This window comes from Nonomuraea sp. NPDC005650, from assembly GCF_040605375.1.
GTDB lineage: Bacteria > Actinomycetota > Actinomycetes > Streptosporangiales > Streptosporangiaceae > Nonomuraea.
Genome location: NZ_JBEXCR010000004.1, coordinates 220,492 through 234,507, shown reverse-complemented (window position 1 = coordinate 234,507; position 14,016 = coordinate 220,492). Strand labels below are relative to the sequence as shown.

Here is a 14,016-nt window from a genome sequence, read left to right as displayed (position 1 = left end):
CGAAGGGGTCGCCGGATCATTCCGGCGACCCCTTCCGCCTTTCCCGGATCAGGTCCGGAACGGCCCGGTCACGCAGTAGGTGATGCCGCCGGACGACGACCCCGAGGTGCCGCGCTGGGAGGAGAAGTACAGCCGGTTGCCGGCGGGGTTGAAGGCCGGCCCGGTGATCTCCGACGAGCTCTGGCCGTTGATCCGCAGGAACGGGGAGATCTTGTCGTCGGGCGTGATCAGGCAGATCTCCATGTTTCCGCCGTCCTCGGCCACGTACAGGTCGCCGAAGGTGGAGCCGGTGACGTTGTCGACGCCGGTCAGCGGCGCGGTGCCGGGGCTGACCAGGCTGTCGTCGTAGGCGAGCTCGTAGGTGTTGGAGGTCAGGTTGACCTGCCAGACCCGGTTGTCGCCCTTTGTGGTGAACCAGACCGTGTCGTCGGCGTAGTGGCAGCCCTCGCCGCCGTTGAACGACTTGGAGCCGGACACCTGGCTGCGCGTCGCGGTCGGCGAGCCGTCCGGGTCCGGGACGTTCGCCCAGGTGAACGAGCCCGACGTGGCGGATCCGGCCACCAGCACCTGGAGGGTGCCGGCGGACAGGTCGCCCCACGTGGTGGGGACGAACCGGTAGAAACGCCCGTTGGTCTCGTCCTCGGTGAGGTAGATCACCTGCCGTACGGGGTCGGCGGCGGCGGCCTCGTGCTTGAAGCGGCCCATCGCGGGACGCTGCACGGCGGTGCCGCCGAACGGGTAGGTCTCGTAGACGAAGCCCAGGCTGACCTCCTCGCACGACAGCCACGTGTTCCAGGGCGTCTTCCCACCCGCGCAGTTCTGCCGGGTGCCGGACAGGATGCGGTTCGCCGAGACGACGGCGCCGCTGGAGTCGAACCGGACGGCCGAGGCGCCGCCGCCGGGGTTGATCTCGGAGTTGGAGACGTAGATCCAGCCGCTGCCGTCGGCGAAGCACGCGCCTCCGTCAGGGGCGTTGTGCCAGGTGTAGGACGTGCCAGGGACGGACTGACCGGAGCGGGCGATCACTTGGCTGGTGAAGCCGGCCGGCAGTTGGATGCCGTTGGCGTCGGCGGCCTGCAGCGAGCCGTAGGGGCCGGGGGCGTTCTGCGCCGGCGCGGCCAGCGCGGCGCCCTGCCAGAGACTGCCGGAGAAGGCGACCGTGCTCGCGCCGAGCACGGTGGCACGCAGGAAATTGCGGCGTTCCATCGACGAAACCTCCTTGAAGGGGGTGCGGCCTCGCCGACAGTATGTCGATCAGACCGACATTCGCCCGTCAGAGAAGTTAACGGCAATAGTGCGGTACATCACATTCCCGTGCCGGGCGTGACGTCGATGCCGTCGATGGGCTGAACTGGGTGGGACAGCCGCACGACAGGGGAAGGCCGATGACCACCGGCCGGGTGGATATCGTCGAGCAGGGGCCGCGCGGGCCCCGCCGGGCAGGGATCGCGGTGCTGGTCGCCCTCGCGGCCGTGCCGCTCATCGGGATTCTCGCGAGCCGCCCCTCGCCCGAGCCTGTGCCGGAACCAACGCCGGTGCCGGAGCCGACGCCTGTGCCGGTGCGCGACGCGGTCAGCGTGAGATCCAACGCCGTCTATCCGGCGGCGGACGGCGCGGGCGCGACCAGGACGCTGCGGGTCACGTTCCCCGACGGGTCGCGGGCGAAGCTGACCTACCCGGCCGGCCTGAGCCTGGACTCGCTGGGGGTACGGCCGTACGCCGCCGGCAGGCTCACCGGCGACGGGACGGCGGAGGGGCCCCACTCCCCCACCGCCGACGAGCCGACGAAAGGGCCCCACTCCCCCACCGGCGACGGGAGCGCCGGGGAGTTCCGCGTCCTGACCGCCCCGCTGTACGGCGAGGCCGAGATCGCCGCCGGCCGCCCGATGATCCGCCGTCTCACCGGCGGCGTCACGCTGTGGCCCGGGCCGCTCGGAGTGGACGGCGCCGGCTCGGTCCTGCTCTTCGCGTTCGGCGACTGGCGGCTCGCGCTGCAGGACGAGCGGGCCGGGATGACCTTCGAACAGCGGCTGGCCTGGGCGGAGAACCTGCGCGGCACGCTCACCCCCGACGGCTTCCTCACCCTGTCGGCCGGCGGGCCGCTGCGGCTCTCCCGCCCCGGCGAGGTCCGCGACGGCGTGCTCGTCGGGCCGCAGCTGTGGCTCGGCGGGCTGAGCCGCCGGATGCTGGTGCTGGTCCCGGTCCCGGACTGCGGGCGGCTGGGCAGGGCGTCCGTCGCCCTCGACCCGCGCCACGCCATCTCGGGCAGCGCCTGCCGTAACGGCTTCTACCTGGCCGCGTCGGGTGACGAGAGCTTCGTGCGGAGCGCGCTCCGGGACGTCCGCGTCCGCGCCCTTTGAGCGCCCGGCCGCGTAACCGCTTTCGCGCCGCCTGAAATTTTCAGCGAGCATTCCCCGGCCCAGCAGGCCGGTTACGCGATGCTCACCACGTCATCGGCGGCGGGCCTTGACGGTGCCGAACCCCGTTCCTACGGTTTAACCGTTTTAACCGCCCCTGTTATCGCTAACAGCGAAGGGAACCCGGTCATGGCAGACATACGCACGTCCGTACCCACCGAGCTGAGCAGGCGCGCGGTCCTCCTCGGCGCCGGCGCGCTGGCGCTGGGCGCGGGCACGGCAGCGGGAACGCCGGAGGCTCAGGCGGCGACCTTCGTCAAGGGCGCCGACCTCAGCTGGATGCCGCAGATGGAGGCGCAGGGCCGGATCTGGCGCAACGGCGCCGGGGCCCAGCAGGACCTGTTCACGATCCTCAAGGCGTACGGCGTCACCGCGATCCGCCTGCGCACCTGGGTCAACCCCTCCAGCGACCCGGTGCACGGCCACTGCGCCGTCGAGGAGACCGCCGCGATGGCCGTACGCTGCAAGAACGCCGGGCTGTCGGTGCTCATCGACTATCACTTCGGCGACACCTGGAACTCGGTCGGGGTGCAGAACCCGCCCGCCGCCTGGGCCTCGATGAGCTACAGCCAGATGCTGGACGCGATGTACGACTACGTCTACCACACCATGAACGTGATCAAGTACAACAAGGTCACGCCCGCATGGGTGCAGATCGGCAACGAGACCAACTCGGGCATCTGCAAGCCGGTGGGGAGCCTCAGCCGCCCCGCCCAGATGACCGGCCTGCTCAACGCCGCGTACGACATGGTCAAGCAGGTCTTCCCGGCCACGCCCGTGCTGGTCCACCTGGCCCAGCCGCAGAACCTCGCCGGCGTCCAGAACTTCCTCAACGCCTACCGGGACAACGGCGGCCGGTGGGACATCACCGGGCTGTCCTCCTACGCCCAGGGCGGCAACGTGGCCCCGGTGCTGGACAACATGCACGCCATCCAGACCACGTACGGCAAACCGGTCATGCACGTCGAGTACGGCGGGCCGCTGAACAAGCCCACCCAGGTGCGCGACTCGCTCCGGGCCTTCGTCACCGGGCTGAAGAGCTTCGGCGGCCTCGGCACCTTCTACTGGGAGCCCGAGGTCTACTCGCCGTTCGCGACCTACGGCAGCGGGGCGTGGGATCCCGCCACCCTGCGGCCCACCGCCGCCATGGACGGATTCCTCAACGTCTGACCGTCAGGAGAGGACCATGGGACAAGCGATCGAACCGGCCGCCGGCGTACCGAGGAGAACGGTGCTGGCCGCCGCCGGCGCCCTCGCGCTCGGCGCCGCCGGCCTGACCCGGGCCGGCGAGGCAACCGCCGCGACCGCGAGCAGCCGGGTGGTCTACAACCTCAACCCGGACTGGCGCTTCATCAAGCAGGACGTGGCGAACGCGCAGGCGCCCTCGTTCGACGACTCGGCGTGGGCGGCCGTGAGCGTCCCGCACACCTTCAACGACGTGGACTCCTTCGACGGCTACATCACCAGCTCCGGGGAGTCCGCCGTCGCGATGCAGCCGGTCTGGTACCGCAAGCGGTTCACCCTCCCGGCCGCCCCCGCCGGACAGAAGGTGCTGCTGGAGTTCGAGGGCGTCCGGCAGGCGGCCACCGTCTATGTCAACGGCACCCAGGTGGGCCTGTACGAGTACGGCGTCACGCCGTTCGGCTTCGACATCACCGACCAGGTGCGCTTCGGCGCCGAGAACGTGATCGCGGTCAAGGCCGACAACACCAAGTGGCGGCCCGAGCAGGCCACCGGCACGGCGTTCCAGTGGGACACCCGCGACTTCAACCCCACCTACGGCGGGCTGACCCGCAACGTGCGCATGTACGTGCTGCCCAGGACGTACTTCACGCTGCCGCTCTACACCAACCTGCGGACCGTCGGCACGTACGTCTACCCGAGCGTCGTCAACGTCTCCGGCGCGACGGCGACGATCAACGTCGAGGCCCAGGTCCGCAACGAGCAGAGCACCGCCCGCACCGTCACCGTCTCCGCCGACGTCGTCCAGGCGGACGGGCAGGTCCGCGCCACCATCACCGGGTCGCCGGTCACGCTGGCCGCCGGGCAGACGCAGATCGTCAAGCTGTCGCAGCGGATCAGCGGGCTGCGCTTCTGGGAGCCCGGCCGGCCGTACCTCTACACCGTGGAGGTGGTCCTGTCGGAGGGCGGTACGGTGCTGGACGCGTACCCGATCGTCACCGGGTTCCGCAAGGCGGAGTTCAAGGGCGGGACGAGCGGCGGCGGCGTCTACCTCAACGACAACCACGTCTTCCTCACCGGCTACGCCGTGCGCGCCACCAACGAGTGGGCCGCCGTCGGCGCGGCCGTGCCGGAGTGGATGACGCACTTCGACGGCGAGATGATCCGCGACAGCAACGCCAACCTGATCCGCTGGATGCACGTCGCCACCTCGCCCGCGAACATCCGCATGACCGACCGGTACGGCATCGTGTCCGTCCAGCCCGCGGGCGACAAGGAGTCCGACGCCACCGGGCGGCAGTGGGACCAGCGGGTCGAGCTCATGCGCGACGTGCTCATCTACTTCCGCAACAGCCCCAGCATCCTGTTCTGGGAGGCCGGCAACAACTGGATCACCGCCGCGCACATGCGCCAGATGACCGACCTGCGCAAGACCTGGGACCCGAACGGCGGCCGGGCGATGGGCTGCCGCGCCATCTCCGACGACTCCGCGTACGGCGGGACCGCGGCGGTGGACGCCGCCGAATACGTCGGCACCATGCTCAACCGCCACTATTCGGCCTACGCCCGCGACCGCAAGCCCATCATCGAGTGCGAGTACACGCGGGACGAGGCGCCGCGGCGGGTCTGGGACGACTACTCTCCCCCGGACTTCGGCTATGTGACAGGCCCGGACGTCACGTACCACCTGACCTCGGAGGACTTCGCCGGCCCGCACGCCGCCGCGACCCGCTACGAGTTCTGGGGGCAGCGGATCCAGGGCCCCGGCGAGCGCCGCTACTCCGGCGCCGCCGCCCTCATCTGGGCCGACTCCAACCAGCACGGCCGCCAGTACAACTGGGAGTGCGCCCGGCTGTCCGGCCGGGTCGACGCGGTCCGCATCCCCAAGGAGTCGCTGCACTCCTTCCGCGTCATGCAGAGCCCCACCCCTGACCTCCACATCATCGGGCACTGGACCTACCCGGCCGGCACCGCCAAGACCGCGTACGTCATGGCCTCCTCCCACGTCCGCCGCGTGCTGCTGCTCGTCAACGGCGCCCAGGTGGGCGACGACACCGCCGCGACCCAGGACTTCCTGTACTCCTTCGCCGGCGTCCGCTGGCAGTCCGGCACGATCACCGCCGTCGGCTACGACGCCGCAGGTCAGGAGGTCGTCCGCACCTCCAAGACCACCACCGGGGCCGCCACCGCGCTCCGGCTGACCCCGCGCACCGCGCCCGGCGGACTCCGCGCGGACGGCAGCGACATCGCCTTCTTCGACGTCGAGGCCGTGGACGCGCAGGGCCGCCGGATGCCCACCCACCAGGCCCGCGTCGACTTCACCCTCACCGGCCCTGCCGCCTTCCTGGGCGGCTTCAACCCGGGCAAGCCGGGCAGCGTCCACAAGCCCTACCTGGACACCGAGGCGGGCGTGAACCGCGTCTTCGTCCGGGCCGCCCGCACGCCCGGGACCATCACCTTGCGCGCCACCGCCACCGGCCTGACCGCCGCCACGGCGAGCGTCACGTCCGCCGCGTTCGCCGTGACCGCCGGCCTGACCACCCAGATGCCCGCCACGTACTGACCGGCTCGGGCGCGTGCCCGCGCGCGGCTCGGTCAGGTGCCGGTGAGGTAGTTCTTGATGCCTTCCGCGAGCGCGCCGGCGATGCGCTTGCGGAAGGCGACGTCGGTCATCTTGGCCGCGTCGCCCGGGTTGCGCATGTTGCCGCACTCGATGAACACGACCGGCCGCGTCGACAGGTTGAGCCCGCCCAGGTCGGTGCGGGACCGCAGGCCGTCCTCGCCCCGGTAGTTCGCGTACGGCATGCCCGTGCCGGCCTCGTACGCGTCGCGGATCGCCAGCCCGAGCTTGCGGGACGGCTCGATGACCTCGTCGTTGCGCCCGGAGATCAGCCCGGGGGTGACCACGTGGAACCCGTGCCCGCTCGCCCTGCCGCTGTCACCGTGGATGGACACCACCGCGTCCGCCCTGGCCTCGTTCGCGATGGCCGCCCGCTCGGTGACGCAGGGGCCGACGCCGTCGTCGTTGGTCCGGGTCAGCACGACCCTGGCGCCCATCTCCTCCAGGCGCGGCCTGAGATGCTGGGTGACGCTCCAGGCGAAGGCGTTCTCCTGATAGCCGTCGGGGGTCTCGAAACCGACGGCGTTGCAGGCTTTGCTCTTGGTGATGATGTCGACCTGGCGGTTGATCTCGTTGGGATGCGTGGCGTTCCCGCCGTTGTGCCCGGGATCGAGCACCACGACCTTGCCCGCCAGCGGTCCCCTTTTCGTGGGGGACGGCACGGTCAGGCCCGGCTGGCCCTGGCCAGGCGCGGCGCCGCCGCACCCACCGGACAGCGCGGCCAGCATGGTGAGTGCCACGAGTCCAGGTCGATGAACGCGCATGAACAGACCGTATCGGGCGATGACCCGCCAAGACCGGAAATCGCGCCGCGGGTTCAGGGCGGTTCAGGCGTTCGCGGGACGAGCAGCCCCCGGTTGAACGCCTCGGTGACAGCGGCGGCGCGGTCGTTCACTCCGAGTTTGGCGTAGATGTTCAGCAGGTGGGACTTGACGGTGGCCTCGGTGAGGAACAGCCGGGCCGCCGCCTCCCGGTTCGTGGCGCCGGCCGCCACCAGTTGAAGCACCTCGACCTCGCGCGGGCTGAGCGGGCCCGGGGCGGGCCGGCGTACCCGGCTCATCAGCAGGGCCGCCACAGACGGCGCGAGCACCGCCTCGCCCCGGGCCGCCGCCCGGACCGCGCGGAGCAGCTCGTCGCGGGGCGCGTCCTTGAGGAGGTATCCGGTGGCGCCGGCCTCGATCGCGGGCAGCACGTGGCTGTCGGTGTCGTACGTGGTCAGCACCAGCACGCGGGCCCCGATCCCCAGCTCGGCGAGCTCCCTGATCGCGCTCACCCCGTCCATGCCCGGCATCCGCAGGTCCATGAGGATCACGTCCGGGCGCAGGGTCTGGGCCAGCCGGACCGCCTCGGCCCCGTCGGCGGCCTCCCCGAGCACCTCGAACTCCGGGTCGCGGGCGAACATGCTGCTCAGCCCGTCCCTGACCACCGGATGATCGTCCACGATCAGCAGCCCGATCGGGCCGGCGGGGCGGCTCACGCGCCCGCCTCCGCCCGCTCGGCGGGGACGCGGGCCGAGATGCCCGTGCCGGCGCCCGGCTCCGACTCGACCTGCAGCGTGCCGGACAGGCTCTCCATCCGCTCCCGCATCGCGATCAGGCCGAACCCGCCGCGATCGGCCCGCGAATCGATCGCGGCGGCGTCGCTCGCATCGGGGCCGAGCGCGTCGGGGCCGAGCGGGTCGGGGCCGAGCGGGTCGGGGCCGAGCGGGTCATTGAGCCGGGCCGGGTCGAAGCCGCCGCCGTCGTCGCGGACGTCGAGGGCGGCCTCGTTCTCCAGGTACGACAGCGTCACCCCCACCCTGGTCGCCCGCGCGTGCTTGGCCACGTTGGCCAGGGCTTCCTGCGCGATCCTGAGCAACGCGGCCTCCGCCTCCGGCCGGATCGGCCGGGCCGTACCGGTCGTCGTGACCTGGACCGGAATGTCGTGCAGCGCCGACCAGCGCTCGGCGACGCCCGCCAGCGCCTCGCTCAGCATGGCCGAGCTCAGCGGCTCGGGGCGCAGCGCGTGCACCGAGCGCCGCGCCTCCGACAGGCTCTCCCTGGCCAGCTTGGTCGCGGCGGCGACGTGCCGGCGCCAGGCCGCCGGATCGTCGCCGGCGTGCTCGGCCGCGCGCAGCTGGCTGACGATGCCGGTCAGCCCCTGTGCCAGGGTGTCGTGGATCTCCCGCGCCATGCGCTGCCGCTCGTCCCGCACGCCGGCGTCGCGCGCCTGGGCCAGCAGCCGCTCGTGCAGGGCGGCGTTCTCCGCCAGCGACGCCGCCAGCCTGCGGTTCGCCTCGCGGGCCTCGTGGAGCGCGCGCTCCCGCTCCTCGTTCTGGCGGGCGGCGCGCCGGGCGAACCAGGCGAAGGCGCACATGGGGACGACGTTCGCGACCACGACGGCGCCGTAGGTGAGCAGGCCGGCGACCGTGGACTTGTCCACGCCGTACGCCTGGGCCGTGCCCGCGACCACCCCCACCGCGCCCACGCCGACCGCCTCCCACGGCCAGGGCAGCACCCGGAAGGCGTAGACGTACCCCACGGGGGTGAAGAAGCCGAACCACGGGTCCCTGATCACCAGGATCGCCGTGAGCAGGATCAGCACGGTGAAGAACACGGCCATCACCGGCGGCCGCCCGCGCCAGGCGGGACGGAGGGTGAAGACGCCCAGCATCCACGCCGCCACCAGCGCGCACAGGACCAGGTCGACGACCAGGGACGCGCCCGCCGAGCCCTTTTCTGCCACGGTGACACCGGCCAGGAGCGCCAGCAGCGCGTACGGCCCGACGATCAGCGACACGGGCCACCGGGCCACCGGCTCACTCATCCGTGTCCTCCTCCCCGGTGCTCGCCCCCAGCGGACAATCTAGTCTCCGCCCCGGCTCATCCCGATGCCGGTTCGACGGCCAGGGCGTGCCGGAAGACGTTGCGCGGATCCCACCGGGCCTTCACCCGCTGCAGGCGCGGGTAGTTGTCCTTGTAGTAGAGCGTGTGCGCGGGGACGCCCGAGGTGTTCCACGCGGGATCGGCCAGGTCGGCGTCCGGGTAGTTGATGTAGGAGCCGTCGTCGACCTCGCCGGGCACGGGCACGCCGCCGGTGCCGGCGTACACGTCGCGGTAGAGCTCGCGGACCCAGGCGAGGTTGGCCGCGTCATGTTTCTCCTCCTCCCAGATCGTCTGGTAGACCGCCTTCATGACCACGTCCCGCTGGGCGATCGCGGTGGCCCCGGGCGCCACCGCGCGGACCTGGCCGCCGTAGCCGACCAGCAGCATGCCGGCGCCCGGCCCGCCGGTCCCGTTGTTCAGGTTGCGGTAGACGGCCGCGAGCTGGGTCTCGGTGAACGAGCGGCGCAGGTAGCCGGCCTTGATCTTGTACCGCCGGGTGAGCACGTCGCCCGGCTCGCCGCTGCCCGGCCAGGTCATCCGGTGCAGCCACGGCATCGTCCGCCGCTGGTCGTACGCCGGGGTGAGATCGACGCCGTCCGTCACCGCCGACACGAAGCCGGTCACCAGGCCGTCGGCGCCGGGGAGGTCCGCGTCGATCTGCGCGACCAGCATGACGGTCCCGCCGGCGCGGTGCGACGGCTGGAGGAGGCCGTACAGCCCGGCGTACGGGGAGCCGGGCGCGCTGTTGCGCTCGTGCCAGGTGCCGAAGTTACGCATCAGCCCGGTGAGCGCCTGCTCGGTCATGTGCTCCCAGGACCAGATGACCACGTGCTGCACCATCCGCCGGGGCGCGGGGGGCAGCAGCCGGGACGGGTCGGTCCCGGCGGCCCCGGGCGAGCGCAGCCAGTACCGGGTGACCACGCCGAAGTTGCCGCCGCCACCGCCGGTGTGCGCCCACCACAGGTCACGGTTCGGGTCGTCCGGCTCCCGGGTGGCGACCACCGCGCGGGCGGTGCCGTCGCGGTCGACCACCACGACCTCCACGGCGTACAGGTGATCCACCACCGAGCCGTAGCGCCGGGACAGCGCCCCGTACCCGCCGCCCGCGAAGTGCCCGCCGGCGCCCACCTCCGGGCAGCTGCCCCCGGGGATCGTCACGCCCCAGCCGGTGAGCAGCGTCCGGTACACGTGACCGAGCGTGGCTCCGGGCTGCACCGCGAACGCCCGCCGGCCGGTGTCATAGCCGACCGCGTCCATCGGCGACAGGTCCAGCAGCACCCGCACCGCCGGGTCTGCGGTGAAGCCCTCGAAGCAGTGCCCGCCGCTGCGCACCGCGACCCGGCGGCCGGACCGCACCGCCTCCCGCACCGCGCGCACCACCTGGCCGGTCGACCCGACCACGCGGATCTCGTCCGGGCTGCCGGCGAAGCGGAAGTTGTTGCCCCGCAACAGGTTGTCGTAGCGCGAGTCGCCCGGACGCACCGTCACCGGGCCGAACACCGCCGAGTCCGATTCCGAGTCCGCCGCCGCCGCCGCGACGCCGCCATCCCACGTGCCGGCCGCCACCGTAGCCGCCACCGTAGCCGCCGCTGTGGCCGCCACAGTGGCCGCCGCTGTAGCCGCCACAGTGGCCCCCGCTCCGGCGAGCAGCCCGCGACGGCTCACCGCCGCGCGCTCGCTCCCGTCGCCCACTTCTGGCATGTGTCCCGCTCCCTTCCGGTCGAAGGCCGTCAGCGTCTCAATCCGGCAGTGAGCAGCACATCCGCCTATGTCATGAATCGGCGGCTGAGCTCTTCGCCCCTCCGGACGGCTGATCCACCCCACCGATCGGCTGACCGGCGACCCGCCCGGAGCGCCGGCGGATGGCCCATTCGGCCACGGCGAGGTTGATGCCCCATGCCAGGCCGTGGAGCAGTGCCCTGGCGACGGTGTGGGCATCGCCGCCCGTGGCCGCGTACCAGACGGCGAAGAGCACCGCCTGTGTGCCCGCGCCCATGCCGAGCGCGTAGGCGCGGATCATCCAGGCGCGGTGCCGGGCGACGTCGCGCCGCAGGATCGCGGCGAGGCCGAGGGCGAGGGAGCCGGCCATGGCCGAGCCGGCCGCCAGGCGGAAGACGGTCAGGAGTCCGGTGTCGCCGGCGGGAAGGTCGGAGAACAGGGTCATCCACAGGCCGGTCAGCGCCGCGAGCAGGCCGCACGGCACCAGCAGCCGCCCGGCCGCCCGATGCCAGGCGGGCCTGCGGCGGCGGAAGCCGGGCGCGAACTGGAAGGCGCCCAGGACGCTGTAGACGGTGACGCCGGCGATGTGCAGCATCACGGGCACGGGGGCGGCGAGCACGCGGGCGCCGTCCGGGATGATGGCGACGCCGCCGGTCAGCTCGGCCACGCGGGCGGCGCCCGCGAGGACGGGGACGGCGCTGAGGACGAGCAGTCCGGCCGGGATGAGCCGGGCGGCCTTCGTGTGGGTCATGGCTCGATGGTGGCAACGCGGGCGGGGCCGGTTCATCGGCGTAAGGGCTCGTGCTCGTTCCGCCTTTCGGCCGCCGTCGGGGTAGTACTTTCGGCCGTCGGGGCCGCGACCCGGCGACCGTGAACCTCGTCGGCGTCTCGTCCGACTGTGCAGGGTGACGGGAGGACGAGATGACCGATGAGCTGCTGGTGGTCCGCGCCCAGTTGGGTGAGCGGGCGGCACTGGCCGAGCTGGTGGAGCGCTGGCGGGTGCCGGTGTGGACGTACGTACGGCGCATGCTGGACGCCGAGCGGGCCGACGACGTGAGCCAGGAGGTGTGGCTGGCCGTGATCCGGGGCCTGCCCAGGCTGCGGGAGCCGGCCCGGTTCGCGCCCTGGCTGTTCACGATCGCCCGCCGGTCGGTGACCGACCGCCTGCGCAGCCAGTACGCCCGGGAGGAGCTCACGGCCCGCGACGTGGCCGCCGAGGATCCGGTGTCGGGCACGGTGGCGAGCATGGTGGAGGCCATCGTGGACCGCGCGGAGCTGGTGAGCGCCCTGTCGGCGCTGCCGGTGCTGGAGCGGGAGATCCTCGTCCTGTTCTACCTGGAGGACCTGTCGGTGGAGGACTGCGCGCAGATCTGCCGGATCCCCGCCGGCACGGTCAAGTCCAGGCTCAACCGTGCCCGTCGCCTGCTGCGTGCCCACCTCGAGGAGAAGGGAACCCGGCCATGACCGAGGACGAACCACGCCTGTCGGCACGAGAGATGATCGAGCGGCTCGAACCCGCGCTGTCGCCCAAGAGACGGATCCGGGCGCTGGTGGCGCTGCTGGCCGGGCTGGCCGGGGCGCTGTTCGCGGGCACGCTGTGGTGGAGCGAGCCCGCGCCGCTGCCGGGGCGCACCCAGGTGGCCTTCGCGATGCTCATCCTGTTCTGCCTGGCCTGGGCGGGCTACGGCGGCTGGCTGGTGACCCGGCGGGTGCCGCTGTTCGCCGCCGACCGGGTGATCGCCGCCTGGCTCGGCCTGGCCGCCTCGCTCGCCACCACCGGCGTGCTGGCCGTCGTCGCCGTCCAGCGCGGCACCGGGCTGGGCCTGACGCTGGCGGTCGGAGGGGTGTTCGTCGCGGGGGCGCTGGCGCTGGCCGTCCGCGCCCACGCCCACCAGGCCGCGCTGCTGCGCCGCCTGCGCGAACTGACCGACCCGCCCGGCCCGCCCTCCCCCTGAGCACCGGACCGGGGCCGATCAGCCCTCCCCGCCGTCGCCTTGGGCACCGGGACGGGGCCGAACAGCCCTCCCCTTGAGCGCCGGGCCGGGGTGCCGGCCGCCTGGTCAGCGCCCCGGCCCGGGCGGGTGAAAGTTTCACGCGCCCGACCTGCGGCGGTGGCAGGCGTGCTTGACACCCCCCATGTGAACGGTAACTCTGACCAGTCAAGTGGGTTCAGCGGTGAGCCGGCCCGTGGCTGGAGTGGTACGTCAGCGCCGTCTCCTAGGAGGTCACGTCATGTGGAAACGAGCTCTCGTCACCCTCCTGCTCGGCGCCGCGACGGTGCTGCCCGAGCCCGTGCCCCTGGCCACGCCGACCACTCCCCCGTCGTCCTACCCCAACCCGGGGCGGGTGACGGGCGACACCGGCGCGCACGACCCGAGCGTGGTCAAGCGGCCCGACGGGTCGTACCTGCTGGTGCACACCGGTGACAACATCACGATCAAGACCTCGGCCGACCGGACCGCCTGGCGCAACGCCGGCGTGGTCTTCCCCGGCGGCGCGCCGTGGACCACGTCGTACACCGGCGGCGGCGCCAGCCTGTGGGCGCCCGACATCTCCTACCGCAACGGGCGCTACTACCTCTACTACTCGGCTTCGACGTTCGGCTCGCGCAATTCGGCGATCTTCCTGGCCACCAGCGCCACGGGCGCGTCAGGCTCCTGGACGAACCAGGGCCTGATCATCTCCACCACGTCGTCGAGCAACTACAACGCCATCGACCCCAACCTCGTCGTGGACGCCCAGGGCCGCTGGTGGCTGTCCTTCGGCTCGTTCTGGACCGGGATCAAGCTCATCCAGCTCGACCCCGCCACCGGCAGGCGCCTGGGCACCTCGATCACCGGCCTGGCCCAGCGCACGGGCGGCACGACCGCGATCGAGGCGCCGTTCATCTTCAGGCACGGCTCGTACTACTACCTGTGGGTGTCGTTCGACGCCTGCTGCCAGGGGGCGAGCAGCACCTACCGGATCATGGTCGGCCGTTCCACCAGCGTCACCGGCCCGTACGTGGACCGCAACGGCGTCGCCATGACCTCGGGCGGCGGCACCCAGGTCCTGGCCGGGCACGGGAGCGTCCACGGGCCGGGCCACCAGGCGGTGGTCCCCGACAGCGACGCCGAGGTGCTCTACTACCACTACTACGCGGACAACGGCGCGCCCCTGCTGGGCATCAACCTCCTCGGGTACGACAGCGCGGGCTGGCCCTTCGTCTACTGAC

The 14,016-nt window shown here is 72.3% G+C and carries 12 protein-coding genes; 6 read left to right on the top strand and 6 right to left on the bottom strand.

The annotated features are described in order from the left end of the window. Positions 1 to 48: 48 nt before the first annotated feature. Positions 49 to 1,206, bottom strand: a complete 1,158-nt coding sequence (locus tag ABZS69_RS08915) for an alkaline phosphatase PhoX (protein WP_355368800.1) — start codon at positions 1,204 to 1,206, stop codon at positions 49 to 51. Between the two features lie 179 nt (positions 1,207 to 1,385). Between ABZS69_RS08915 and ABZS69_RS08910 the strand changes: the two genes are divergently transcribed. The 3 genes from ABZS69_RS08910 to ABZS69_RS08900 all read left to right on the top strand — a co-directional run bounded on the left by ABZS69_RS08910 (position 1,386) and on the right by ABZS69_RS08900 (position 6,162). Further along, positions 1,386 to 2,360 carry a hypothetical protein gene (locus ABZS69_RS08910; protein ID WP_355368798.1) on the top strand — a complete coding sequence of 325 codons (975 nt, stop codon included), beginning with the start codon at positions 1,386 to 1,388 and terminating at the stop codon, positions 2,358 to 2,360. 186 nt (positions 2,361 to 2,546) lie between these two features. Continuing rightward, on the top strand, positions 2,547 to 3,587 hold the full coding sequence (locus tag ABZS69_RS08905; protein ID WP_355368796.1) for a glycosyl hydrolase 53 family protein: 1,041 nt from the start codon (positions 2,547 to 2,549) through the stop codon (positions 3,585 to 3,587). Between the two features lie 16 nt (positions 3,588 to 3,603). Continuing rightward, positions 3,604 to 6,162, top strand: coding sequence for a sugar-binding domain-containing protein (locus ABZS69_RS08900; RefSeq protein WP_355368794.1), 2,559 nt, complete (start codon positions 3,604 to 3,606; stop codon positions 6,160 to 6,162). A 32-nt stretch (positions 6,163 to 6,194) separates the two neighbouring features. Here ABZS69_RS08900 and ABZS69_RS08895 read toward each other — a convergent pair whose 3' ends face one another. The 5 genes from ABZS69_RS08895 to ABZS69_RS08875 form a co-directional block, all read right to left on the bottom strand. Beyond that, a complete protein-coding gene (locus tag ABZS69_RS08895; RefSeq protein WP_355368792.1) occupies positions 6,195 to 6,983 on the bottom strand; it encodes an N-acetylmuramoyl-L-alanine amidase in 789 nt (262 codons plus the stop codon). Positions 6,984 to 7,036: 53 nt separating this feature from the next. Then, positions 7,037 to 7,696 carry a response regulator transcription factor gene (locus ABZS69_RS08890; RefSeq protein ID WP_355368790.1) on the bottom strand — a complete coding sequence of 220 codons (660 nt, stop codon included), beginning with the start codon at positions 7,694 to 7,696 and terminating at the stop codon, positions 7,037 to 7,039. Beyond that, the gene (locus tag ABZS69_RS08885; protein ID WP_355368788.1) at positions 7,693 to 9,024 is read right to left on the bottom strand and encodes a sensor histidine kinase; all 1,332 of its coding nucleotides are present in this window, start codon (positions 9,022 to 9,024) and stop codon (positions 7,693 to 7,695) included. Before ABZS69_RS08885 ends, ABZS69_RS08890 begins: the two co-directional genes overlap by 4 nt. Positions 9,025 to 9,080: 56 nt before the next feature. Next, positions 9,081 to 10,784 (bottom strand): FAD-binding protein, encoded by a 1,704-nt coding sequence (locus tag ABZS69_RS08880; protein ID WP_355368787.1) that lies wholly within the window; start codon positions 10,782 to 10,784, stop codon positions 9,081 to 9,083. Positions 10,785 to 10,854: 70 nt separating this feature from the next. Continuing rightward, complete coding sequence (locus ABZS69_RS08875) at positions 10,855 to 11,553, bottom strand: DUF2306 domain-containing protein (RefSeq protein WP_355368785.1); 699 nt, start codon at positions 11,551 to 11,553, stop codon at positions 10,855 to 10,857. Positions 11,554 to 11,723: 170 nt separating this feature from the next. Here ABZS69_RS08875 and ABZS69_RS08870 point away from each other — a divergent pair, with 170 nt between their 5' ends. The 3 genes from ABZS69_RS08870 (at position 11,724) to ABZS69_RS08860 (ending at position 14,015) form a co-directional block, all read left to right on the top strand. After that, entirely contained in the window at positions 11,724 to 12,266 is a 543-nt protein-coding gene (locus ABZS69_RS08870) for a sigma-70 family RNA polymerase sigma factor (protein WP_355368783.1), read from the top strand. Next, positions 12,263 to 12,757, top strand: a complete 495-nt coding sequence (locus ABZS69_RS08865; RefSeq protein ID WP_355368781.1) for a hypothetical protein — start codon at positions 12,263 to 12,265, stop codon at positions 12,755 to 12,757. Before ABZS69_RS08870 ends, ABZS69_RS08865 begins: the two co-directional genes overlap by 4 nt. A gap of 277 nt (positions 12,758 to 13,034) precedes the next feature. Then, positions 13,035 to 14,015, top strand: a complete 981-nt coding sequence (locus tag ABZS69_RS08860; RefSeq protein WP_355368779.1) for an arabinan endo-1,5-alpha-L-arabinosidase — start codon at positions 13,035 to 13,037, stop codon at positions 14,013 to 14,015. The last annotated feature ends 1 nt before the right edge of the window (position 14,016 follow it).

Coding starts and splice junctions, on each gene's coding strand:
- ABZS69_RS08915 (WP_355368800.1), bottom strand. CDS start 1,206: ATGGAACGCCGCAATTTCCTGCGTGCCACCGTGCTCGGCGCGAGCACG.
- ABZS69_RS08910 (WP_355368798.1), top strand. CDS start 1,386: ATGACCACCGGCCGGGTGGATATCGTCGAGCAGGGGCCGCGCGGGCCC.
- ABZS69_RS08905 (WP_355368796.1), top strand. CDS start 2,547: ATGGCAGACATACGCACGTCCGTACCCACCGAGCTGAGCAGGCGCGCG.
- ABZS69_RS08900 (WP_355368794.1), top strand. CDS start 3,604: ATGGGACAAGCGATCGAACCGGCCGCCGGCGTACCGAGGAGAACGGTG.
- ABZS69_RS08895 (WP_355368792.1), bottom strand. CDS start 6,983: ATGCGCGTTCATCGACCTGGACTCGTGGCACTCACCATGCTGGCCGCG.
- ABZS69_RS08885 (WP_355368788.1), bottom strand. CDS start 9,024: ATGAGTGAGCCGGTGGCCCGGTGGCCCGTGTCGCTGATCGTCGGGCCG.
- ABZS69_RS08880 (WP_355368787.1), bottom strand. CDS start 10,784: ATGCCAGAAGTGGGCGACGGGAGCGAGCGCGCGGCGGTGAGCCGTCGC.
- ABZS69_RS08875 (WP_355368785.1), bottom strand. CDS start 11,553: ATGACCCACACGAAGGCCGCCCGGCTCATCCCGGCCGGACTGCTCGTC.
- ABZS69_RS08870 (WP_355368783.1), top strand. CDS start 11,724: ATGACCGATGAGCTGCTGGTGGTCCGCGCCCAGTTGGGTGAGCGGGCG.
- ABZS69_RS08865 (WP_355368781.1), top strand. CDS start 12,263: ATGACCGAGGACGAACCACGCCTGTCGGCACGAGAGATGATCGAGCGG.
- ABZS69_RS08860 (WP_355368779.1), top strand. CDS start 13,035: ATGTGGAAACGAGCTCTCGTCACCCTCCTGCTCGGCGCCGCGACGGTG.